Raw genomic sequence first — 19,528 nt, 5'->3', positions numbered from 1 at the left:
TAAAACCCTACTTTCTCTTTGATGGTGGTCTTTTTTACAGTACAACGTCGTCTGCGATCGGTGTCTCCATTATGTTTTTGACTTCGGCCAAATTGTGAGACTGGCCGAGCGCCCACATTAATTTCGGCACGATGGCTTCTGTGTTCATATTTCTTGAACGGATGATGAGATCTTGATTGACTCTCCGTCCGACTTCATAGACACTCATGTCTTCTCCTTCTTCAAGACATTGTGTCGTAATGACAACGACAATGCCGCTTTCAATCATTTCATTGACTTTGGCGAGAATGTCTCTTCCTTCAAACGGCACGCCGCCGCTGCCGTAGCTTTCAATGACGATTCCTTTGTACATACCCTTTAACGCGTCAAACATTTCCGGTTTAAGCCCCGGATGAAGCTTGAGCAGGCACACGTCCGTGCAAAGTGAAGTGTTCACCGTAAAGGCGTCGTCCTTTGGCATGTGCACGTGTTTGTTGTATTCAATTCCGTTTTCGGTAATAAACGCGATATACGGGTAGTTAATGCTCTCAAATGCGTCATAGCTTTTCGTTCTTAATTTAATGGCGCGGGTGCCTTGAATGACTCTGCCGTCAAATACGACGTATACGCCGCCCACCCCTTCACATGCGAAGCGGATCGCGTCCGTAATATTTTTTTTGGCATCGGTTTTTTGAAATGTAATCGGGATTTGCGAACCCGTAATGACGATCGGTTTATCGGCATGCTGAAGCATATAAGACAGCGCCGCTGATGTATAAGCCATTGTGTCTGTGCCGTGCGTGATGACGAACCCGTCGTACGCGTCATATTTTTCTTTGACAGCATCAGCTATTTGGACCCAGTATTCAGGCTGCATATTGGTGCTGTCGATGTTCATTAACGAATGGGTCTCCATCGTGTAATCGTTATCAAGTTTTGATACGTAGGTTAACAATTCGTCTGCTTTTACCCCGGGTGCAAGCCCGTTTTCTCCTTCGACTGAGGCAATCGTTCCTCCGGTTGTTAACAGCAATAATTTTTTCATACCCTGCACCTCTTCATCATTTCTCAAGATGTTTAAGCATTCGCTTTTCGCATACTTTTAATCAAATTATAGACAGACGAATGAAATTAATCAAGTGATTATTATTCAATTCGCGTACACTTTTACACATCGATATGATATAATTTTGCTCAAGTGAAAAGGAGCGGTTTTGAATATGAATTTAGATCGTTTAACTGAACTGAGAAAAAAGAAAAATTGGTCTCTTCAATATACGGCTGACCGGCTCGGCATCGCAAAAAGCACATACGCCGGGTATGAATCAGGCTACCGGCGCCCGTCATTCGAAGCGCTGGGCACGCTTGCCGATCTGTTTGACACGACGTGCGACGATTTACTGGGGCGCACTGAAAAAAAGGCGGAGCCGTTTGCCCAGACCATCGAATTAACAAAAGCCGCACAAGGCCGCGGCACACTCACCGTTGACGGGGAGCCGCTTAATCAGGATGAAATCATCGAATTGATTGCGTTTGTCCGCACGAAAAAAAAGGTACAGGAGGAGCTCCGCTAAAACCGGCTTTACGGCTTGATTCGGCCGTATGTTCCTCCGCCTCCGGCCTCAAGGGCGAGCTGCCCGGTGCGCGCTTTATGAATGACAGCCGCTATTTTAGGCTGCACGACGCGTGCCAAGTCCTCTTCTTCTGCCTGATGAAGAATCGCCATTTCCGTCCCGAAAGTCCGCTTTAGTTTTTCCAATGTTTTCGGCCCGACTCCGGGAATGAACTGCAGAGGGATTTGATGAATATACGGAGGCCGCGGCACGCGGCTTTTTTTCGGTCCGCTCAGTTCCTCCAGCCGTTCACTGACCCCTTTTGTCATTGTTTTCCCGCCGCATTCCGTACATTTTAAAGCTCCTTTTTCAGCCGGGCTGCCGCAGCGGTCGCAAGCCGTCCTGTAATACTTCCCGAGCTTCGGGTTCAGTCCGTAATTCGCCGTGATTTTTCTTCCGCCCTTCCCTTTTAGAGCCAGCGAAAATTCCGTAAAGTTCGCTTCCTTCAGAAGCATTTCATTATATTCTCTGCCGATTTTTCCTAAGGAATGCGCATCAGAATTTGTTAAAAATGTATACGGATCAAGTTCCGTTACCCGTGAAGCCATGTCAGTGTCGCAGCTTAATCCGAGTTCCGCCGCGTCAATAAGCGCCGGGTCGAAAACTTCTGTCAAAGAAGATCTGACCCCTTTTCCGTACAGGCTTTTATGCGGGGTGAACATATGGGCGGGGATAAACAGCCCGCCCAATTCCTTTGTTTTCTTTTGAAGATTCAAACCGGTCTCGTAAATGCGCTGGGAACTGAGATGGATATTTTTAAGCCTTTTTGCGAGCCACTCAGAAAACATCTTCATTTCGGCAAGAGCCGGCATAAAGACGAGAACGTGAATCGGCCCGCGGCATGTGTGATCATAAATTTCAAGCTCACTGCCCAACAGAAGCGTCGTATTCCGATACCGGATGCCGCCTTCTTTCAGCTCACGGTATCTGCCTTCATCAATTCCGTGCTCGATTTCTTCCATGACTTCCGGGGAATGGCAGTCGATGATGCCCAATAGTTCAATTCCCTTCCCCTCGCTTGCTTCTTCCAAAATCCGCTGCAGCGTCAATGTTTTAGCCCCGGTGATTTTGACCGGTCTCCCCGTATAGGTGCGCCCGATATGAATATGCAGATCCGCATAAACGGTTTTCATCATTTTTCCTTCAGCGCTTCTTTCAGCTGAAGATACTGAATCGCGTATGCCGTTTTAGCGTCATACACCTGGCGGGATTCAACCAGCTTCACGGCCTCTTCAAGCGTGACCTGCATCACTTCGACAAATTCATCCTCATCCAGTTCGCGCTTTTCTTCAAGCAACGAAAGCCCTTCAGCAAGAAAGAGGTGCACAATTTCATCAGCAAATCCGGGTGATGTATAAAAAGCGGTGATTTTCGTCAAGGTTTCCGCCGTATATCCCGTTTCTTCTTCGAGCTCTCTTAATGCGGTATGTTCGGGCTCTTCTCCTTTTTCCAGCTTGCCGGCCGGAATTTCAACGATTGTCCGTTCCAGCGGCTTTCTGAACTGATTCACCAAAATGATTTTTCCTTCTTCGGTCACCGCAAGCACAGCCACCGCTCCCGGATGTTTGACGATTTCCCGCTTGCTTGTTTTTCCGTTCGGGAGCTCTACATCCTCTAAGTAAAGATCTATGACTTTCCCGTCATACAGCTTTTTCTTCGCAAGTGTTTTTTCTTCTAAATGTTTCATCATGTCATCTCCCGTTCTGTCTCTCTATTATGCCTCATATATTTTATCATACATGCATAAGAGGGAGGTGCTTTTCGATTGAAGGTGTACCGGAAGGATAAGAGCATCGTATTGGTCGGAAAGGCTTGGGAAGTGCGGGCTAAATTGAAAGAGTACGGACGGACATTCCGCTATGTCGGAGATTGGATCACCGGGCCTTAACAGTTGAAAACTTCGCGCCTTTATATTACGGTCAATAAAAGACCATAAAAAGGAGCAAAATGATGAGAAAACGCAAATTGGGACGTTCTGATTTAGAAATAAGCGAAATCGGGCTCGGCTGTATGTCGCTCGGCACGGATAAAGCTAAGGCGCTGTCTATTTTGGATGAAGCGATCGAGCTTGGAATCAATTATTTAGATACCGCTGATCTTTATGATTTCGGCAGAAATGAGGAAATCGTCGGGGAGGCCGTCAAAAACCGCAGACACGACATCATTTTAGCCACGAAAGCCGGAAACCGCTGGAATGATGAGAAAGACGGCTGGCATTGGGACGCTTCCAAAGGATACATAAAAGAAGCGGTCAAAAACAGTCTGCGCCGGCTGAAAACGGACTATATCGACCTTTATCAGCTGCATGGCGGCACGATGGAGGATCAGATTGATGAAACGATCGAAGCGTTCGAGGACTTAAAACAGGAAGGTGTCATCCGGTATTACGGCATTTCCTCGATTCGTCCGAATGTCATTAAAGAATATGTGAAAAAATCAAATATCACAAGCGTTATGATGCAATACAGCCTGCTGGACCGGCGTCCCGAGGAGTGGCTTCCCCTTTTAGAGGAGAACGGAATCAGCGTCGTTGCCAGAGGGCCTGTCGCTAAAGGGCTTCTTACGGAAAAACCGCTTGATCAAGCGGCCGCAAGCGTAAAAGAGAACGGCTATTTAACATATTCTTTCGAAGAACTGGCAGAAACCAAAAAAGCGATTAACGCTGCCGTGCCTGATCTGAGCATGACGGAGCTTTCTCTTCAATACTTGCTTTCACAGCCGGCCGTCGCTTCTGTCATCACCGGAGCAAGCTCGCCTGAGCAGCTGAGAGAAAACTGTTCGGCTCTAGAGGCCCGGCGTTTAAGCAGTCAGGAAATCAAAGCCCTGCAATACCATACAAAACAGGACGTATACGAAGCCCATCGTTCTTAAACAATAAAACCGGCACCTTGTCAGATGCCGGTTTATTTATATTTGTGCCAATCGAGACTGCTTTCATTCAGCAGCTCTTCAAAGCTTTTATTTTTTTCTTTTTCTTTTCGTTTTCTGATTTGTTCCGCCTTTTGCTGCGCTTGTTTTTTCTCGTCTTCTTCCTTCAGCTCACTTTTCATTTGCAAAAGCCTGGCCTTCAGATCTTCCTCCAGATTGTCTTTTAAGCTGTGTTTTTCTTTAGGCAGCTGCTTTTTCATCAATTATGCCCCCCGTATCTGAATAATGGTGAAGCAAGTGTACCATGGAGCGCCGGAGGCCGGCAACGTTCATAGGGAAGGATTTTTCATATTAAAGGAGGGTGCCTGCGTGAAAAAATGGCTGGCGGTGTTCGGTTCGGCTTGTGCGGTCTTTTTGGCCGCCGGATTTGCTTTTACGAATCTGATCATGTTTATGAAGAAAAAGACGGATGAAGACATCATAAAAAGAGAAACGGCAGACTGGCGTGGGGTATTTGATTCCTTTCAGGCGATGGAAAAAGAAGAGGCCGTCATCTTGTCACGCCACGGGTATGAGATCAAAGGCTTTTACATTGCCCCGCATCGTACGGCAAACACGATGATTATTTGTCACGGTGTTACCGTCAATTTGTTTAATTCATTGAAATACATGGATTTGTTTCTGGATTTAGGCTGGAATGTGCTCGTGTATGACCACCGCCGGCACGGAAAAAGCGGCGGCCGAACAACGAGCTACGGTTATTTTGAAAAAGATGATTTGGAAGAAGCCGTGAATTGGGTGAGAAACAAAACCGGGGACGGTGGTCAAATCGGTGTCCACGGCGAATCAATGGGAGCGGTGACGGCCTTATTATACGCGGGAGATCATCAGAATGGAGACGGCGCTGATTTTTATATTGCGGACTGTCCGTTCGCAAGTTTTCACGATCAGTTAGCCTACAGACTGAAGCGGGAATTCCGGCTGCCTCGGTGGCCGCTGCTGCCTTTGGCTGATTTCTTTTTGCTGGTGAGAGAAGGATACCGCATCCGTGATGTCTCGCCTTTATCGGTTATCAGCCGCATCCGGCAGCCCATTCTGTTTATCCACAGTAAGGAGGATGATTATATACCTCCCGCTTCCTCCGAAATGCTGCACCGCAGAAAACGCGGCCCGAAGATGCTGTATCTGGCCGAATCGGGCGGGCATGCCATGTCGTACACCAAAAATCCGGAGAGCTACCGGCAAGCCTTGCAAACCTTTTTAGATACCGTAACGCAAACGTAAAAAAGCGAAAGAACGTATACTGGTTCTTTCGCTTTCCCGTCATAAAACGTCGGTAATCCCGTCCATATTTTCTCCGATCCAGTCAATGGCGAGGTCGATTGTCGTAAACTCCTGCGCTTTGAAGGTCATCTCATCCTGAAGCAGCCAGACATCCTTTTGTACGGATTCAGCGCCCCCGATGGACCAGTGCAGCAGACTGTACGGATGATTGTTGTTCAAAAAGGATACCCACGTTTTATGCTGTGCCGTCTGTTTAATGGCTTTCAGCTTTTGATTCACTTTCAGTTTCTCCCTGCTTTACTAATATGCTCATTCTCGGGCTCAGCATTTCTGCCGGGCTCTTTAAGACGAGCGTTTTTGCCTTTTCATTGTAATCGATTGTCATTTCCTCGTCAAAAAACACTTTTTGAGAGGTCTGGATGTAAAGCGGAAGTCCGTTGGTTTCAATGCGTTCGCATTGTCCCGTTAATTCGTCCGCCAGCCAGATGGCCGGCACGCCGCTGACCGCGCACCCGCAGCCTTCTGCGTCATAGCGGAGCTGCGCTTTTTTCTCCGGGTTGGCGTCCATTGCCTGCAAAAGCGTGTGTTTCGCCGCATCCGTCACATGTATTTGCATAGGTGATCCTCCGTTTTTCATTTTCGCCATTGTAGCATACCGGACCGCTGTATGCATTGTTTCTGCTTTCTTTACAGCAGCCCGCTCTCCTTAGTCCTTTGCCTCTTGTTCAGCCGCCTTGATCCAGTCCTTTTTCCCTTCAGTATACTTTGCCATATCGTACGGGTATGTCTCAGCGAGCCGCTTTTTCAGCTTCATGTATTGAGCCGCTTTTTCAGGCTTTGCGGTGAGGTAATCCCGGAACAGCAGATGACGCCCCGCGTCCGGATGGCCTGTTTCGTATATGTGAACGTGGTGTGTGCGCCTGTTGCCGCCTTTTTGAAAGAAACGCCGGCCTTCTATCCCGTTTTCCCCTTTCGCCTCATAGCCGAGTGCTTCCAGCTGCGGACTGAATCGGTCAGCATCCGAAATATCATTAACCTCCGCCAGTATATCAATGACGGGTTTTGCGGCCATCCCGGGGATGGAGGTGCTGCCGATGTGGCTGACCGAATGGAGTGCGCGGCCGAAGATTCGGATCAAATTCGCCTTTTCTCTTTCAAACATCTCTTTCCATTCCGGCTGGTGCGGAATTACTTCCGCTTTTCTCTTCGGATAAAGATGAAAAAATGAGAGAGTCAGCCCTTCCGGCGTCTCAGTCTGTCCGGCTTCCGTGAACCCTGCTTTTAAATAGAGAGAGACTGCCGGAACGTTTTGGCTGGCGGTAGCCGTCTCTATTTTTTGGGCGTCCCGGTTCTCGTCTAACACAAATTGAATGAGCGCCCGTCCGATTCCTTTCCGAAAGCCGGACGGGTGCACCGTCAGCCGGCATATAACGAGATCATATCCCTTTTTTTCATACGAAATGACGCCTGCGAGCCGATCTTTTACTCTGAAACCGGCAAACGTCTCCTGGGACCGCTGTATGTCTTCGGCTGTTTCATGCAGCCCGGGAATGCCGAAAAAGCCGATCAGCTCGGCTTCTTTTTGATAAGAGCAGCGCTGAACCGCCGCAATTTCCCGCGCCGTCTGTTCTTCTTTATGCTGTAAAAATGCAATCAATCTTCCGCTCCTTTTGACACAAACATCCGCTGCGGCTCCGTCCTCGTCATGCGGACCGCGTACGCTTCATTCCAGGCGCTTTTTCCTTTTTGTTTTGCCGCCCGGTCTTTCCACCGTTTAATCGCATCCATGCTGTCCCAGCAGGAAACCGTGATGCGCTCTGCCGTTTGTTCATATTCCTCATCATATTCTCTCTTGATTGATGAAAAAATGACCGCATCATAAGGCGGTTTGGGCGTGTCAGCTAAAAAGCCCATTTTCAGCCTCCTCTATATGTATTTCACAAACAGAATCCGATCCTGGCCCGGACCGTCATAATTCGCAAAAACAGGGATTCCGTTTACGGTTTTGGTTCCTTTTTCAGCTTCAAAGCCTAACTTTGTATGATAGGCGATTGATACTTTATTGACAGGCGCCGTCACGCAATTGACTTTTGTGCAGCCCCTTTCTTTCACCGTCTCCATAAATCGGTCATAGAGCTGTTTTCCAATTTGCATTTTTCTGAAATCCGGATGCACACCGGAAAAATGAATATATGCCGTCTCAGGGTCTGATTGTGACTGAAACCCGATTAAAAAACCGGTCATTCCCTCCGGCCCGAACGTAATAAAGCTTGTGTCCTGAAAATGTTCAAAAAACAAGCGCGGCAGTTTGTCTTTCATCTGCCTGCCGCCCCACCATTCATTCAAAACAGACGTAACCATTTCATAGTCTTCAGAGGTAATTGTTCGAATATCCATAATCGATTGACTCTCCTTTTCGTCCGGCAAAATGAATGTCAGCTTCTTTCATTGGAATATAAAAAATTATATGTGGGTTGTTTGCAATTGTAAATGATTTCTTTTCAAGCGGACGAATCAGCCCGTCTTCCAACCGGGGAATGATTTACCAGTATAAACGCGGTCATTGTTCGGGTAAAATGAAAAACAGAACAAACGTTCCCGGAGGTTTTTTTATGGCTGATATTCTTCTTGTTGATATGCAATCGTTTTATGCGTCTGTGGAAAAAGCGGAAGCGCCTCATCTTAAAAACCGGCCCGTCATTGTCTCGGGAGATCCCGAAAGACGCAGCGGCGTCGTGCTTGCGGCTTGTCCGCTCGCCAAACGATACGGCGTAAAAAACGCTGAACGGCTGGGGGAAGCGCAGGCCAAATGTCCAGACGCCGTTATCGTCCGTCCGCGGATGCAGCGGTATATTGATGTCTCCGTTATGATTACCGAGCTGTTCGAGCGGTATACCGATCTTGTAGAACCCTACTCCATCGATGAGCAGTTTCTCGACGTGACCGGGAGCAGGCGGCTGTTCGGTGATCCTTTTACAATCGCCAAAAACATTCAACAAGCGATTATGCGTGAATTCGGTATTTATGCCCGTGTCGGCATCGGGCCGAATAAGGCGCTTGCGAAAATGGCTTGCGACCATTTTGCCAAAAAAAACGCATCCGGCATTCACAGATTGGATATGTCAAATATCAGGCAGGATCTGTGGCCGCTGCCGGTCGGAAAATTATTCGGCATCGGAAAACGGATGGAGCATCATTTAAGGCGGATGGGCATCAGCACAATCGGCGGGCTTGCCGCACATCCTCCCGAACTGCTGAAAAAGCGCTGGGGCATTAACGGCGAATTGCTTCAGCGGACAGCCCGCGGCATCGATCCCTCTCCGGTCACCGTCAACACGCACAGCCGGCAAAAAGCGATCGGCCATAACATGACCCTTCCGAGAGACTACAGCCGCTTTGAGGATATCAAAGTCGTATTGCTGGAGTTAAGCGAAGAAGTGGCCCGCCGCGCCCGTTTTAAACAATACATCGGCCATACGGTTTCAGTCAGCATCAGGGGCGCCGATTTTGATTTCCCTTCAGGTTTTCACAGACAGAGAAAGCTCGTCTCTCCGACCAATTTCGGAATGGATATTTTTAAAACGGCGGTCAAGCTCTTTAAAGAGCATTGGAACGGGGAGCCCGTCCGCAGCGCCGGCGTCTCCCTTTCCCAGCTGGAGCCCTGTGATTATGTTCAGCTGAGCCTGTTCGATGCCCAGGAAAAAAAGATCAGTCTCGGCAAAGTATTGGATGATATCCATGAACGGTACGGCCCGGCGTCGCTCCTCCATGCCGCGTCGCTGACAGAGGCCGGCCAAGCCTTTCACCGGGCTGAAAAAATCGGCGGGCATTACAAATAATTGAGGTGATATACATGAATCCGAACAAATTAACACCCGGGTATAATGTCATGTGGGAATCAAGCCGGATGATGCTCCCCGAACATCGGGAGCAGCTGCTTGCAAAGAAACGAAAAGAACGGGAATTCCGGCCGCCGGAACTGAGCGAAGAGCAAATGAACGACATGAACCGCATCATTGCGGCGTCGATTGAAGAAGACAGGGCCATCTCAGTCACCTACGCTTCCGCACACGGCCCCCGCCGGTTTTGGGGATGGGTAAAACAAGTGAAGCATGACGAAAAACGTTTAAAAATCATAAACGATGAAGATGCGTTAACGCTGCCGTTTCATCTTATTCTCTCAGCTGAACTGGAATAAAAGAGCCTAAATCGTCCTGACAGAAAATATGATAGAAGAGTGGGAGGATCACATGATATTTAGTAGAATAAAGATGAATGATAAGAATAGGAGAATATACGATGGATCAATTTATAGAAAAAATGCTGGGACAGGCCCTCCGCCAGTATGGACGGAATGTGTCGACAGATCCGCTGAGCCCCTATGAAAAACAGAGTTTAAAAAAAGCTTTGGAAGAAAGAAGGAACGAAGAACCCGATGAGGACCTCCATGCCCATGTAGAAGATATTATCTACGATTATGTCACCAATCAGGGGCAGTTCTCCTGACAGGGACGTTTATGCGCCGGGCGATAAGGGAAACGATCGAGAGTAAACCCTTAAAGATTGCGTGGTGCAGAATATGCCTGTCGGGCCTTATTTCAAGATCGGCTATGCCGTTCTTCTGTTATTTCTCATCATTTATCTCGGAACATTAATAGACTTTTTGTTCCAGCCTGTTGTGATTACGGTTAAAACCTTGTTTCCGCCCATTGTATTATCGGGCGTCCTTTACTATTTGTGCCGCCCGCTCGTCAAAGTGCTGCATGCGAAATTAAAGTTGCCCGAAGGAATCGCGATTTTAGCGATTTATGCGGGAACAGCCGGCCTTTTTGTCCTCTTCCTTTACACGGCGGGCCCTGCCGTTCAAAAACAGTTTACAGCCTTCACAGATCACATTCCCGAGCTTTCCGAAAAAGCTGAAAATTGGATCGGGCATCTCCAGGACAGTAAATGGTTTTCCCGGCTTCAGCATGAGGATTCCTTCAAAAAATTAGCAGACAAAGCCGCAAATTATTCCGGTTCAATCGCTGATTCTCTCAGCAGCCTGGCCGGTGCGGCTGCCAATGCCGCCATCACCGCCGCCATTATTCCGTTTGCGCTGTATTATATGTTAAAAGAAGGAAATAAAGCGCCCCGGCGGCTGCTCCGGCTTCTTCCGGAAAAACATCAAAAGGAAGGAAAACAAATCCTTCAGGACATGGATGAGGCTCTCAGTTCATACATACAAGGGCAGCTGCTCGTCAGTTTCTGTGTCGGCGTTCTCGTCACGATCGGCTATTTCATAATCGGGCTCGATTATCCGCTCGTTCTGGGCGCGTTCGCCATGGTGACAAACCTGATTCCGTTTATCGGGCCTTGGATCGGCACATTTCCCGGAGTCATTGTCGGATTGTTCGACTCACCGACGCAGGCAGTGCTTGTGATTACGGTTGTCGTCATTGTCCAGCAGCTTGAAAGCCAGCTGATTTCCCCGCAAATTATGGGCCGGAAGCTGGACATTCACCCGCTGACCATTATTTTTCTTCTGCTTGCCGCCGGCAAATTCTCAGGTATTGCCGGCATGCTGCTGGCCATTCCGGGATATGCGGTTGCAAAGGTGATCATAAGCCACATGCAGAAACTGTTCATACTCAGAAAAAAACAAGGCTAGAGAGACACTAAAATGAAAAACGACGGGCTGAGGAAGCCCGCCGCACACGGAGGTAAAAAGATGAACATCGGTGATGTCATTTTTCAATTGATTTCATTCGCCGCAGCCGCGGTTTTCCTGTTTGCCGTGATATATGTATTCAGAAGCTTGAACAAGCGCCGCATACAATTGGACAGAATCGAAAAGAAACTCGACGCGCTGCGCGAAGAAAAAAACGAAAAGGCATAGTTCATTCAGAATCAGAGGCAGGAGCAGCCAGCTCTACCTTTATCCGATCCGGGTCTTCCGTGAATACGGCGTAATGCGTGCTTCCGCCTGCATATGGATGGCGGTCTCTGTAAAGCACGGGGCATCCTCTGGCAAGCAGCTTTTCTGTCATCTCGTCAACCTGCTCTCTTGATGCGGCATGAAAAGCCAGATGGTTCAGCCCGACCCGGCATCTGTGGTACTCCGGTGTTAAAAAACGCTCCTTTGTCTGGACAAGCACAACATAAAATCCTGCGTTTTTCCAGCTGATGCCGGAGTCCCAATTTTGAAATTCCGTATAACCGAGCTCACCTAAAAACCATCCCCAAAACCGGGCGGAGGCTTTCAAGTCAGATACATACAATTCAATATGATGCATCATCATATTCGCTTCCTCCTCACATCACACACGCCTTACCAGCACCTCTTCAACTTTATGGCCGTCACCTTTTCTCAAAATCAAATCCGACCTGAATTTTGTCGGCAGAATATTTTCATACAGATTCGGACGGTTGACGCTCTCCCAAATGGAGGCGGCCATGGTATCCGCTTCTGCATCAGATAAATCCTTAAATTTATGAAAATAAGAGGCCGGGTCCTGAAAAGCGGTTTCCCTCAAAAGACGGAAACGCTCCAAATACCACGTAAAAATCCGGCTTTCTTCGGCATCCACATAAATTGAAAAATCAAAGAAATCCGATACAAAAATCCGCGGATCTTCCCTGTCGTCCTCTAAGGTCGGCGACTGCAAGACGTTGATTCCTTCGATAATAACGATATCCGCACCTTCGACCACTTCGACGGCGCCCTCTTCCCTGTCATAGGTAAGATGGGAATATACGGGCGCCTCCACTCTCTCTTTCCCTGATTTTATATCATTCAGAAACTCAAGCAGCGCCTTCACGTCGTAACTTTCCGGGAATCCCTTTCTGGACAGAAGGTTTTTCCTTTTTAATTCCGCCGTCGGATACAAGAAACCGTCCGTTGTCACCAGGCTCACATTCGGCCTGTCAGGCAGACGGGAAAGAAGCTTTTGCAAAATTCTTGCGGTGGTGCTTTTGCCGACGGCGACGCTGCCCGCGATTCCGATGATAAACGGGATTTTCGCTGAATGCGGATGCTTCAAAAACACGTTGACATGCTGATTCCGTCTTGCAGCAGACGTGACATGAAGATGGAGCAGGCGCACAAGCGGAATATAAATCGTTTCTACTTCTTCCACCGATAGGTAGTCATTCAGCCCCTCTACGGCCTTGGCTTCTTCTTCTGAAACGGCAATGGAAAGATGACCGCCGAATCCGGCCCAAGACTCGCGGCTGTGCTGCGTGTACAATGTATGTAAGTTCAATTCTTTACTTTTCACAATTCACACCAATCTCTCTGTATGGCTTTCCGGTAAAAAAACAAACGCTTACAAAGATTGTAACGGAAAACCGCTTCACTGTCTGCCCATTTTTTTCGCAAATGAGGAACCGAGCTTGCTGTACTCTTCCATTTCCTTCTCCGGAACCATGCTCCCGCCAGTGCTCCACACAAGGTGCACGGCATTTTCCATCTCAAGCCCCCGCTCTTTTATGTAACGGTTTCCCGCTTCAGTCTGAACGAACTTGACAGCTCCTGCCATGCCGGCGAGGGCAGAAGGCTCAAGGCTCTTATTCTCGGCGGCTCTTAATTGATAGAGCAGCGAAAAAAGCGTGCCGTCATCGGCGGTATAACAGCCGCTGAGTATAGGTTCCATCAGAGGGCCGGCCAGTCCGGACGGCCTTCCCACCGCAAGTCCGTCGGCGGCCGTTTGATTATCAAGACCGATATCCTGCACGCTGATTCCGTCATGCAAGCCGGAAAACAGGCCTAACAGCATACACGGTGAATGCGTCGGCTCACCGAAAAAAATATGGACATGCTCGCCATAGATCAGCTTTAGGGCAAGCGCGACGCCGCCCGGTCCTCCTCCGACCCCGCAGGGCAGATAGACGAAAAGCGGCTCATCTGCAGCAGGCTTAATGTTCATTTGATCCAGCTGCTTTTTTACACGGCTTCCCGCAACTGCATACCCTAAAAACAGATCCCGGGAATGCTCATCATCAATAAAATAACAATAAGGGTCCTGCTCCGCCTGAATGCGCCCTTCTTTGACAGCCAGACTGTAGTCTGCTTCGTATTCGATGACCCGAACCCCTTTTTCCCGGAGCAGCTCTTTTTTCCACTGCTTGGCGTCACTCGACATATGCACGGTCACACAAAAACCGAGCTTCGCGCCGATTATGCCGATACTCAAACCTAAATTGCCCGTAGAACCCACGGCTATAGAATATTTCGAGAAAAAAGCGGTAAACCGTTCCTCAGTCAATATGCTGTAATCGTCGTCTGCTGAGAGCATTCCCGCTTTTACCGCGAGATCTTCGGCATGCTTCAGCACTTCGTAAATCCCGCCGCGCGCTTTAATGGAACCGGAAATCGGAAGTTCATGGTCGCACTTCAAAAGCAGGCGTCCGGGAAAAGCCTGAGCGGCGCTGTGTTCCAGACGCTTCTTCATTTCATTAATCAAGACAAGCGGAGATTCAATGAGACCCCCCGCCTCTTCCGTCTCCGGAAAAGCCGATGCGATATAAGGCGCAAACCGGCGCAGCCTTTCTTCCGCTTCGGCAATCTCCTTTTCCCATTCAGCGCCATGTTTTACGGGATCATCGGTTTTATGCGGGTTGATCCAAAATACTTCCCGCGCCTCCGCCATTTGTCTGACTAAAGGCTCTTCCATCAATGCCGTGCGTATATCCCGATCGGACATTTGCTGTCTCCCCCTTGTTACTTTTTCTTTAATGCGCGGCCGGCCAGTTTTTCTGTAAACGATGGGAAAAGCTGATACAGCTTCGTCCCGAAACTCATCCATCGCGGAAGATTCATTTCCCGTTTATCCGTCAAAATCACGGACGTAATGCGCTCTGCCACATGGTCGGCATCAAGCATCCATCTGCCGACGCTTTTCACATAACCGCCCTCTTTATCTGCAATTGTAAAGAAGTCTGTTTTGATCGGGCCGGGATTAACCGTTGTCACAGCTACACCCGAACCGGCCAGCTCGAGCCGCAGCGCATTGGAATACCCTAAAACGGCGTGTTTCGTAGCGGAATAAAGGCTTGATTTCGGCGTCGCCAGTTTGCCGGCCTGTGAAGCGATATTGATAATATGGCCGCTTTTGGCGTGAAGCATCACCGGAAGACAGGCTTTCGTACAGGCAATTAATCCGAATACATTGACTTCAAACATCGCCTTCATATCATTCAAAGATGCATCAGCGGCAGTTTCAAAAATGCCGAACCCGGCGTTATTGATTAATACGTCAACATGACCGATCAAACGCCTTACGTTTTCAGCCTCTTCTGCATGCCGGACGTCAAACGGAATGACATCACACTGTCCGCCCCGCGAAGTAATCGTTTTTTTTACTTCCTGCAAGCGGTCCTCCCGCCTTGCGGATAAAAAAACATGAGCCCCTTCTGCCGCGCAGGAATATGCAAGCCGTTCTCCGAGTCCGCCGGATGCCCCGGTGATCCAAATCCGCTTATCCGTTAATCTGCCCATTACCTTCACCCCTTCACAGCTTTAAACATCAGAGTATTTCCCGACTGAAAGGATTCGGCCTTCCCTTTTGCAGCCAGCACGTCAAGATGGCCGATCGTTTCTGACATCGTTAAAAACAATTCATTTTCGTACACAGCCGGAAACAGCCGCCGGCATACTTGGAAAGCCGTCAGCGTTTCCTCTGACAGCAGGTGCAGCACATATTCCGCCCGGTTTCGCTGTTTTTCGAGCCGCCTGTCAGCAGCAGACCTAACGTCTTTCAGCAGCTCGCCGTGTCCCGGATATAAAAGGGACGGGTTGATATCATACAGCCGCTTCATTGATTTCAAATAGTCCAGCATCGGAGACGTGCGCACGCTCCCCTTTTCCGGAGCCTCCAAAATCGGATTTGTGGAGCTGTTGGACAAAAGCAGATCGCCGCTGAACATTTCACCGTTTTTTTCATGATAAAGCGCAATGTGAGACGCGGCATGCCCCGGGATTTCGAGCACCGTCCAGCCGTCCAGCCCGTCAATTTTTCCGCCTTCGCCCACTGTTTTTGTTAACGGACGGTTTGCAGAAAATAAGTATGACAGCTTAACTGTTTTATGTATGTCTTCATATGTCAGAGGAACGCCCATCTCTGTCATAAGCGACAGAAAAAAATCCTCCTGCCGGGCGATATACGACTGGTTCTGAGTAATATACCTGTCATTCAGCGGATGCCCGATTACTTCCGTATCATCGGAAAAAAGGTGCAGCAAACCTGAATGATCTGCGTGATGATGAGTGAGCACCACCTGATCTATATCCGCCGCAGAAACACCGTGTTCTTTAAGCTGCATGAAGAGCGATTCAGCCGCTTCCTTTGTATTCGGGCCGCAATCAATGAGGGTTAAGGCTTCATCTTTTACTAAATAAACGATAACGTCGCCGACTGCAAACGGAGTCGGTACACGTATCGGAATGATCTTTCTCGCTGCCATATTTACGCTCCTTCGTTCTTTTCATTCCTGAATACTCATATTTTAGCCTTTTCTCTTCCCTGTGTCATTATTGCCGTATATCAGAAAAAAAGATTGACATCCCGCTCTGCCGCATAGCATAATGAACAACAAACTAGAAAACACGGAACGCGATGACGAGGAACTAGTATATAAACAACGGCAGCAGAGAGCAATGTCCCCGGCTGAAAGACATTGCGGCCCTCTTGTTTACAGAACCTGCCCTCAGAGCGGTTAGGAAAACCTAAACGTATCCCCTCGTTACGGGATTTGAGCTGAGCACGGCTGATTCGTGCTAATGTAAGGTGGTACCGCGAAACCTTTTCGTCCTTTTTGACGGGAAGGTTTTTTTGTGTTTTGGAAAGAAGGAGGATTTATATGAAGAAAATCGGGTTTATCGGAGCCGGATCAATGGCGGAAGCAATGGTGAACGGACTGCTGCAAAGCGGACTGACGGCCCCCGGGCATATATACATGACAAACCGGTCAAATGACAGCCGGCTTGAAGAGCTCCATAAAACGTACGGAGTGAAACCGTGCCGGGATAAAGAAGAGTTTTTCAGCAAGACCGACATTATCGTTCTCGCCTTTAAACCGAAAGATGCGGCAGAAAGCATTGAAAACATTCGCGAATACGTGAAAGATCAGCTTGTGATTTCTGTCATCGCAGGGCTGACGATTCACACCATTCAGCAATATTTCGGCAGAAAGCTCACCATCATCCGCGCGATGCCGAATACATCAGCGGCCATTCAGCAATCGGCGACCGGTTTTTCCGCAAGCTCTGAGGCGAGTGAGGCAGAAATCCGGACGGCAAAAGAGCTGCTGGAAACAATCGGAGAAGCGACGCTCTTTGAAGAAAAACACCTTGATGCCGTCACAGCCATCGCCGGAAGCGGCCCCGCCTATGTGTACCGGTATGTCGAAGCGATGGAAAAAGCCGCCCTTCAAGTCGGTCTGCCGGAAGAAAAGGCAAAAGAGCTGATTTTACAAACCATGGCCGGGGCGACGGAAATGCTCAGAAAAAGCAGCAAACGCCCTGAGCGCCTGCGCAAGGAAATCACAAGCCCTGGCGGCACAACCGAGGCAGGCCTTCGCGCATTAAACGAGCGCCGCTTTGAAGAAGCCATCATTCACTGCATTACAGAAACCGCAGCCCGAAGCGCCGAAATTAAAGAACAATTCACAGGCTCCGTGCTGCAAAAGACGGACCAATCATAAAGCATGGGGCTTCCCATGCTTTTTTCATTCTGTTTAACTGCCGTATAAGCGGCTGATTCTCTCTTTTACTTCAGGAAGATGGAATGTGGCTTCGTGCATGTTCACCTCTTCCTCAACCGCTTTTGTCAGCTCTCTTTTGATCCGTGCGGTCACATTGGATTTCAGCGCAACCAGTGAGGCTCTCGGTTTATCCGCCAGCAGCCGGGCCAATTCGCGGCCTCTTTGAAGGACGTCTTTTTTCGGCAGCACTTCAAACGGAACTCCCCTTTTTTCCAGAGCAGCGCCGCTGAAATTCGCGGCCGTAAACAGCATTTCTTCCCCGAGGACAATTCCCAGTTTTTCAGGCACAATATACGTCGCGCCCATTCCCGGTGTAAATCCGTACTTCATATAATTACAAGAATAAAAACTCTCTCTGCTTAAAATCACGAAATCCGAGCTCAGACCGATCGTAAAGCCGGCTCCGATCGCATGCCCCTGCATGACGGAAATCACGGGAATCCTGCAATCCAATAAAAGACTGTGAAGCTTTAAATCTGTAAATTGGAGCTTTCCGCTCTGAATGGTCAAAAGCCCCTCCTGCGTTCCTCCCGTGCAGAAATAATTTCCGTAACCCGTCAGAAGGACGGTTTTATAGGACGGATGGGCATTGATGTCTTGGAATACCCGGTGCAGCTCTCTTACAAACTCTTCTGACAGCCCGTTTTTCCCGGCCGTATTCTGCATTGTGACCTGCACAATGCCCGGTTCTGTTTCCTGTACATCGATCATTGGATTCATGTTTATTCTCCGCTTCTTTAAAAATATTCAAGCCTTTCCGGCTCTGAGTGTTTCTGATATTAGGTCGCCCATTCATACTTTCTGTGAAACTCTTTTATTTCAGTCAGCACCAATCGCGTTTTTCCTTGATGCGCATTCGGGATGTCTGCTGCGGGCGCGGCATTTCTTGTGCCGAATTTTACGATGCCGCTGTCTTGGAGCAGCCGATCATAATCAGCCATCGATAAACGGACGCGTTCATCCAAATGCCGGCTGATCTGAAATCGATTCTGCCGCGTCCGGCTTTGCGGCATAACGACACCGCTGTAAAATTCAGAGCAGCAGCCCGAACCGTATGAAAAACAGCCGACGCGTTTCGGCGCTTCAAAAGAGCCGTTATCAATCGTGCTGGCAAGAGATAAAAATACGGTGGCTCCCATGATGTTGCCTACGCGCTGACAGTATTGAATCCCAGGCAGCACGCGTTGCTGAAAATCCGCTTCAATGTCTTGCGGCTTAGTCTTTGCCAATTTTCTCATCATCGTCCGATGCGCTCCTTTTACCATTCCGCCAAACGGAGTATGAAAAGAAAGGTATTGAAATGTACTCTTATAATCCGCCCCGCTCACACGCTTTCGGTATTCCTGAAATGATTTTTCACAGCAGTCCAAATAAGACATGAGCGACAGATCAGCATCCCCCGCTTCACTATCCGGAATCGGGCGGCAGGTATCCATGACTTCATACCCGTAATACCCGCTTGCGCCTTGATCAAGCAAAAAGACATGAGGGGTGCTGCTGACTAAAAGCGCCACAGCTCCCGCCCCCGCACTCGGTTCGGCATAGGACCATACCTCCGTCAACGCGTCACCGCCTTCAGCCACTAAAAAACGGGAAATATCCGTGCCGATGATGAGCGCTTTCGCTCCCGGTGATGTTTGCGATAAGATGAAATTCACGCCCATTTGAAACCCGGCCGTTAAAGAATAGCAAGCCTGTTTCACCTCAAATAACCGGCAATTCCGCTTCAGCTGCAAATAATCATGGACGTATGTACTGATGGATTTGCCAAAATCAATCCCGGATTCCGTACAGGTAATGACCATTTCAATCTGATTCCGTTCCTCTTCTGACAGAGAGTCGATAATCGGTTTTGCGGCATTTACGGCGAACGTAATCGGATCTTCAAACGGAAGCGCCACCACTTTTTCTTTCATCAGCAGGTTCTCAAACCTTTTTTTATCCAGATTCCGATGTTCCGCAAGCTCCATGACGTCTACATACGCGGTTCCGCCAAACACGTTCATTGCTTCGATTCCTACATTCATTTCTCCAAGCCCCCA

26 protein-coding genes are annotated in these 19,528 nt (G+C 48.8%); 10 read left to right on the top strand and 16 right to left on the bottom strand.

Annotated features, from left to right (window positions below; all coding sequences use genetic code 11):
* Nucleotides 1-34 precede the first annotated feature (34 nt).
* Nucleotides 35-1,024 carry a type I asparaginase gene (locus AUL54_RS18965; protein WP_016939171.1) on the bottom strand — a complete coding sequence of 330 codons (990 nt, stop codon included), beginning with the start codon at nucleotides 1,022-1,024 and terminating at the stop codon, nucleotides 35-37.
* Between the two features lie 175 nt (nucleotides 1,025-1,199).
* On the opposite strand from AUL54_RS18965, the gene AUL54_RS18960 reads away from it, so the two are divergent.
* Nucleotides 1,200-1,553: a helix-turn-helix domain-containing protein gene (locus tag AUL54_RS18960; protein WP_016939172.1), complete on the top strand. Its 354-nt coding sequence runs from the start codon at nucleotides 1,200-1,202 to the stop codon at nucleotides 1,551-1,553.
* Nucleotides 1,554-1,561: 8 nt separating this feature from the next.
* Here the strand turns inward: AUL54_RS18960 and AUL54_RS18955 are convergent, their stop codons facing one another.
* Nucleotides 1,562-2,725: a TIGR00375 family protein gene (locus AUL54_RS18955; RefSeq protein WP_060964852.1), complete on the bottom strand. Its 1,164-nt coding sequence runs from the start codon at nucleotides 2,723-2,725 to the stop codon at nucleotides 1,562-1,564.
* The gene (locus AUL54_RS18950; protein ID WP_060964851.1) at nucleotides 2,725-3,279 is read right to left on the bottom strand and encodes an NUDIX hydrolase; all 555 of its coding nucleotides are present in this window, start codon (nucleotides 3,277-3,279) and stop codon (nucleotides 2,725-2,727) included. Before AUL54_RS18950 ends, AUL54_RS18955 begins: the two co-directional genes overlap by 1 nt.
* A gap of 78 nt (nucleotides 3,280-3,357) precedes the next feature.
* On the opposite strand from AUL54_RS18950, the gene mciZ reads away from it, so the two are divergent.
* Complete coding sequence (mciZ, locus tag AUL54_RS18945; RefSeq protein ID WP_003153315.1) at nucleotides 3,358-3,480, top strand: Z-ring formation inhibitor MciZ; 123 nt, start codon at nucleotides 3,358-3,360, stop codon at nucleotides 3,478-3,480.
* Nucleotides 3,481-3,542: 62 nt separating this feature from the next.
* Nucleotides 3,543-4,463 (top strand): aldo/keto reductase, encoded by a 921-nt coding sequence (locus tag AUL54_RS18940; RefSeq protein WP_060964850.1) that lies wholly within the window; start codon nucleotides 3,543-3,545, stop codon nucleotides 4,461-4,463.
* A 32-nt stretch (nucleotides 4,464-4,495) separates the two neighbouring features.
* Here the strand turns inward: AUL54_RS18940 and AUL54_RS18935 are convergent, their stop codons facing one another.
* On the bottom strand, nucleotides 4,496-4,720 hold the full coding sequence (locus AUL54_RS18935) for a YqkE family protein (RefSeq protein ID WP_016939176.1): 225 nt from the start codon (nucleotides 4,718-4,720) through the stop codon (nucleotides 4,496-4,498).
* A gap of 109 nt (nucleotides 4,721-4,829) precedes the next feature.
* On the opposite strand from AUL54_RS18935, the gene AUL54_RS18930 reads away from it, so the two are divergent.
* Entirely contained in the window at nucleotides 4,830-5,744 is a 915-nt protein-coding gene (locus AUL54_RS18930; RefSeq protein ID WP_060964849.1) for an alpha/beta hydrolase, read from the top strand.
* A 39-nt stretch (nucleotides 5,745-5,783) separates the two neighbouring features.
* Here the strand turns inward: AUL54_RS18930 and AUL54_RS18925 are convergent, their stop codons facing one another.
* From AUL54_RS18925 to AUL54_RS18905, 5 genes are all read right to left on the bottom strand, one after another.
* Nucleotides 5,784-6,023, bottom strand: a complete 240-nt coding sequence (locus AUL54_RS18925) for a DUF2552 family protein (RefSeq protein WP_003153307.1) — start codon at nucleotides 6,021-6,023, stop codon at nucleotides 5,784-5,786.
* On the bottom strand, nucleotides 5,998-6,360 hold the full coding sequence (locus AUL54_RS18920; protein ID WP_047475681.1) for an iron-sulfur cluster biosynthesis family protein: 363 nt from the start codon (nucleotides 6,358-6,360) through the stop codon (nucleotides 5,998-6,000). Before AUL54_RS18920 ends, AUL54_RS18925 begins: the two co-directional genes overlap by 26 nt.
* Nucleotides 6,361-6,450: 90 nt before the next feature.
* Complete coding sequence (locus AUL54_RS18915; RefSeq protein WP_060964848.1) at nucleotides 6,451-7,401, bottom strand: GNAT family N-acetyltransferase; 951 nt, start codon at nucleotides 7,399-7,401, stop codon at nucleotides 6,451-6,453.
* Nucleotides 7,398-7,658, bottom strand: coding sequence for a hypothetical protein (locus AUL54_RS18910; protein ID WP_060964847.1), 261 nt, complete (start codon nucleotides 7,656-7,658; stop codon nucleotides 7,398-7,400). The genes AUL54_RS18915 and AUL54_RS18910 overlap by 4 nt, the downstream gene beginning before the upstream one ends.
* Nucleotides 7,659-7,670: 12 nt before the next feature.
* Nucleotides 7,671-8,141, bottom strand: a complete 471-nt coding sequence (locus AUL54_RS18905) for a GNAT family N-acetyltransferase (protein ID WP_060964846.1) — start codon at nucleotides 8,139-8,141, stop codon at nucleotides 7,671-7,673.
* A gap of 215 nt (nucleotides 8,142-8,356) precedes the next feature.
* Here AUL54_RS18905 and AUL54_RS18900 point away from each other — a divergent pair, with 215 nt between their 5' ends.
* The 5 genes from AUL54_RS18900 (at nucleotide 8,357) to AUL54_RS18880 (ending at nucleotide 11,622) form a co-directional block, all read left to right on the top strand.
* Nucleotides 8,357-9,583, top strand: a complete 1,227-nt coding sequence (locus AUL54_RS18900; protein WP_060964845.1) for a DNA polymerase IV — start codon at nucleotides 8,357-8,359, stop codon at nucleotides 9,581-9,583.
* A 14-nt stretch (nucleotides 9,584-9,597) separates the two neighbouring features.
* On the top strand, nucleotides 9,598-9,942 hold the full coding sequence (locus AUL54_RS18895) for a YolD-like family protein (RefSeq protein ID WP_060964844.1): 345 nt from the start codon (nucleotides 9,598-9,600) through the stop codon (nucleotides 9,940-9,942).
* 101 nt (nucleotides 9,943-10,043) lie between these two features.
* Entirely contained in the window at nucleotides 10,044-10,250 is a 207-nt protein-coding gene (locus AUL54_RS18890) for a YqzH family protein (RefSeq protein ID WP_003153294.1), read from the top strand.
* Nucleotides 10,251-10,323: 73 nt separating this feature from the next.
* Nucleotides 10,324-11,394, top strand: coding sequence for an AI-2E family transporter (locus AUL54_RS18885; protein ID WP_060964843.1), 1,071 nt, complete (start codon nucleotides 10,324-10,326; stop codon nucleotides 11,392-11,394).
* 60 nt (nucleotides 11,395-11,454) lie between these two features.
* Nucleotides 11,455-11,622: a DUF4083 family protein gene (locus AUL54_RS18880; protein ID WP_101605606.1), complete on the top strand. Its 168-nt coding sequence runs from the start codon at nucleotides 11,455-11,457 to the stop codon at nucleotides 11,620-11,622.
* 1 nt (nucleotide 11,623) lies between these two features.
* Here AUL54_RS18880 and AUL54_RS18875 read toward each other — a convergent pair whose 3' ends face one another.
* From AUL54_RS18875 to AUL54_RS18855, 5 genes are all read right to left on the bottom strand, one after another.
* The gene (locus AUL54_RS18875) at nucleotides 11,624-12,019 is read right to left on the bottom strand and encodes a VOC family protein (RefSeq protein ID WP_101605605.1); all 396 of its coding nucleotides are present in this window, start codon (nucleotides 12,017-12,019) and stop codon (nucleotides 11,624-11,626) included.
* 24 nt (nucleotides 12,020-12,043) lie between these two features.
* A complete protein-coding gene (gene coaA, locus AUL54_RS18870; protein ID WP_060964841.1) occupies nucleotides 12,044-13,003 on the bottom strand; it encodes a type I pantothenate kinase in 960 nt (319 codons plus the stop codon).
* Between the two features lie 75 nt (nucleotides 13,004-13,078).
* Entirely contained in the window at nucleotides 13,079-14,428 is a 1,350-nt protein-coding gene (gene dsdA, locus AUL54_RS18865) for a D-serine ammonia-lyase (RefSeq protein ID WP_060964840.1), read from the bottom strand.
* Between the two features lie 17 nt (nucleotides 14,429-14,445).
* Entirely contained in the window at nucleotides 14,446-15,222 is a 777-nt protein-coding gene (locus AUL54_RS18860) for an SDR family NAD(P)-dependent oxidoreductase (protein WP_060964839.1), read from the bottom strand.
* Between the two features lie 5 nt (nucleotides 15,223-15,227).
* Nucleotides 15,228-16,187: an MBL fold metallo-hydrolase gene (locus tag AUL54_RS18855; protein ID WP_060964838.1), complete on the bottom strand. Its 960-nt coding sequence runs from the start codon at nucleotides 16,185-16,187 to the stop codon at nucleotides 15,228-15,230.
* Nucleotides 16,188-16,583: 396 nt separating this feature from the next.
* Between AUL54_RS18855 and proC the strand changes: the two genes are divergently transcribed.
* The gene (gene proC, locus AUL54_RS18850) at nucleotides 16,584-17,426 is read left to right on the top strand and encodes a pyrroline-5-carboxylate reductase (RefSeq protein WP_060964837.1); all 843 of its coding nucleotides are present in this window, start codon (nucleotides 16,584-16,586) and stop codon (nucleotides 17,424-17,426) included.
* A 33-nt stretch (nucleotides 17,427-17,459) separates the two neighbouring features.
* Here the strand turns inward: proC and AUL54_RS18845 are convergent, their stop codons facing one another.
* Nucleotides 17,460-18,206, bottom strand: a complete 747-nt coding sequence (locus AUL54_RS18845) for a polyketide synthase (protein ID WP_060964836.1) — start codon at nucleotides 18,204-18,206, stop codon at nucleotides 17,460-17,462.
* A 59-nt stretch (nucleotides 18,207-18,265) separates the two neighbouring features.
* Nucleotides 18,266-19,513, bottom strand: a complete 1,248-nt coding sequence (locus AUL54_RS18840; protein WP_060964835.1) for a hydroxymethylglutaryl-CoA synthase family protein — start codon at nucleotides 19,511-19,513, stop codon at nucleotides 18,266-18,268.
* Nucleotides 19,514-19,528 lie beyond the last annotated feature (15 nt).

It is taken from the genome of Bacillus sp. SDLI1, from assembly GCF_001553895.1.
Classification (GTDB): domain Bacteria; phylum Bacillota; class Bacilli; order Bacillales; family Bacillaceae; genus Bacillus; species Bacillus siamensis.
Note: the sequence above shows the minus strand (reverse complement) of the source record. Positions and strands in the feature narration are given on the sequence as shown.

Coding starts and splice junctions, on each gene's coding strand:
- AUL54_RS18895 (WP_060964844.1), top strand. CDS start 9,598: ATGAATCCGAACAAATTAACACCCGGGTATAATGTCATGTGGGAATCA.
- AUL54_RS18840 (WP_060964835.1), bottom strand. CDS start 19,513: ATGAATGTAGGAATCGAAGCAATGAACGTGTTTGGCGGAACCGCGTAT.
- AUL54_RS18855 (WP_060964838.1), bottom strand. CDS start 16,187: ATGGCAGCGAGAAAGATCATTCCGATACGTGTACCGACTCCGTTTGCA.
- AUL54_RS18875 (WP_101605605.1), bottom strand. CDS start 12,019: ATGCATCATATTGAATTGTATGTATCTGACTTGAAAGCCTCCGCCCGG.
- AUL54_RS18920 (WP_047475681.1), bottom strand. CDS start 6,360: ATGCAAATACATGTGACGGATGCGGCGAAACACACGCTTTTGCAGGCA.
- AUL54_RS18890 (WP_003153294.1), top strand. CDS start 10,044: ATGGATCAATTTATAGAAAAAATGCTGGGACAGGCCCTCCGCCAGTAT.
- AUL54_RS18860 (WP_060964839.1), bottom strand. CDS start 15,222: ATGGGCAGATTAACGGATAAGCGGATTTGGATCACCGGGGCATCCGGC.
- AUL54_RS18905 (WP_060964846.1), bottom strand. CDS start 8,141: ATGGATATTCGAACAATTACCTCTGAAGACTATGAAATGGTTACGTCT.
- dsdA (WP_060964840.1), bottom strand. CDS start 14,428: ATGTCCGATCGGGATATACGCACGGCATTGATGGAAGAGCCTTTAGTC.
- AUL54_RS18900 (WP_060964845.1), top strand. CDS start 8,357: ATGGCTGATATTCTTCTTGTTGATATGCAATCGTTTTATGCGTCTGTG.
- proC (WP_060964837.1), top strand. CDS start 16,584: ATGAAGAAAATCGGGTTTATCGGAGCCGGATCAATGGCGGAAGCAATG.
- AUL54_RS18940 (WP_060964850.1), top strand. CDS start 3,543: ATGAGAAAACGCAAATTGGGACGTTCTGATTTAGAAATAAGCGAAATC.
- AUL54_RS18965 (WP_016939171.1), bottom strand. CDS start 1,024: ATGAAAAAATTATTGCTGTTAACAACCGGAGGAACGATTGCCTCAGTC.
- AUL54_RS18935 (WP_016939176.1), bottom strand. CDS start 4,720: ATGAAAAAGCAGCTGCCTAAAGAAAAACACAGCTTAAAAGACAATCTG.
- AUL54_RS18880 (WP_101605606.1), top strand. CDS start 11,455: ATGAACATCGGTGATGTCATTTTTCAATTGATTTCATTCGCCGCAGCC.
- AUL54_RS18950 (WP_060964851.1), bottom strand. CDS start 3,279: ATGAAACATTTAGAAGAAAAAACACTTGCGAAGAAAAAGCTGTATGAC.
- AUL54_RS18910 (WP_060964847.1), bottom strand. CDS start 7,658: ATGGGCTTTTTAGCTGACACGCCCAAACCGCCTTATGATGCGGTCATT.
- AUL54_RS18885 (WP_060964843.1), top strand. CDS start 10,324: ATGCCTGTCGGGCCTTATTTCAAGATCGGCTATGCCGTTCTTCTGTTA.
- AUL54_RS18955 (WP_060964852.1), bottom strand. CDS start 2,725: ATGAAAACCGTTTATGCGGATCTGCATATTCATATCGGGCGCACCTAT.
- AUL54_RS18960 (WP_016939172.1), top strand. CDS start 1,200: ATGAATTTAGATCGTTTAACTGAACTGAGAAAAAAGAAAAATTGGTCT.
- AUL54_RS18845 (WP_060964836.1), bottom strand. CDS start 18,206: ATGAATCCAATGATCGATGTACAGGAAACAGAACCGGGCATTGTGCAG.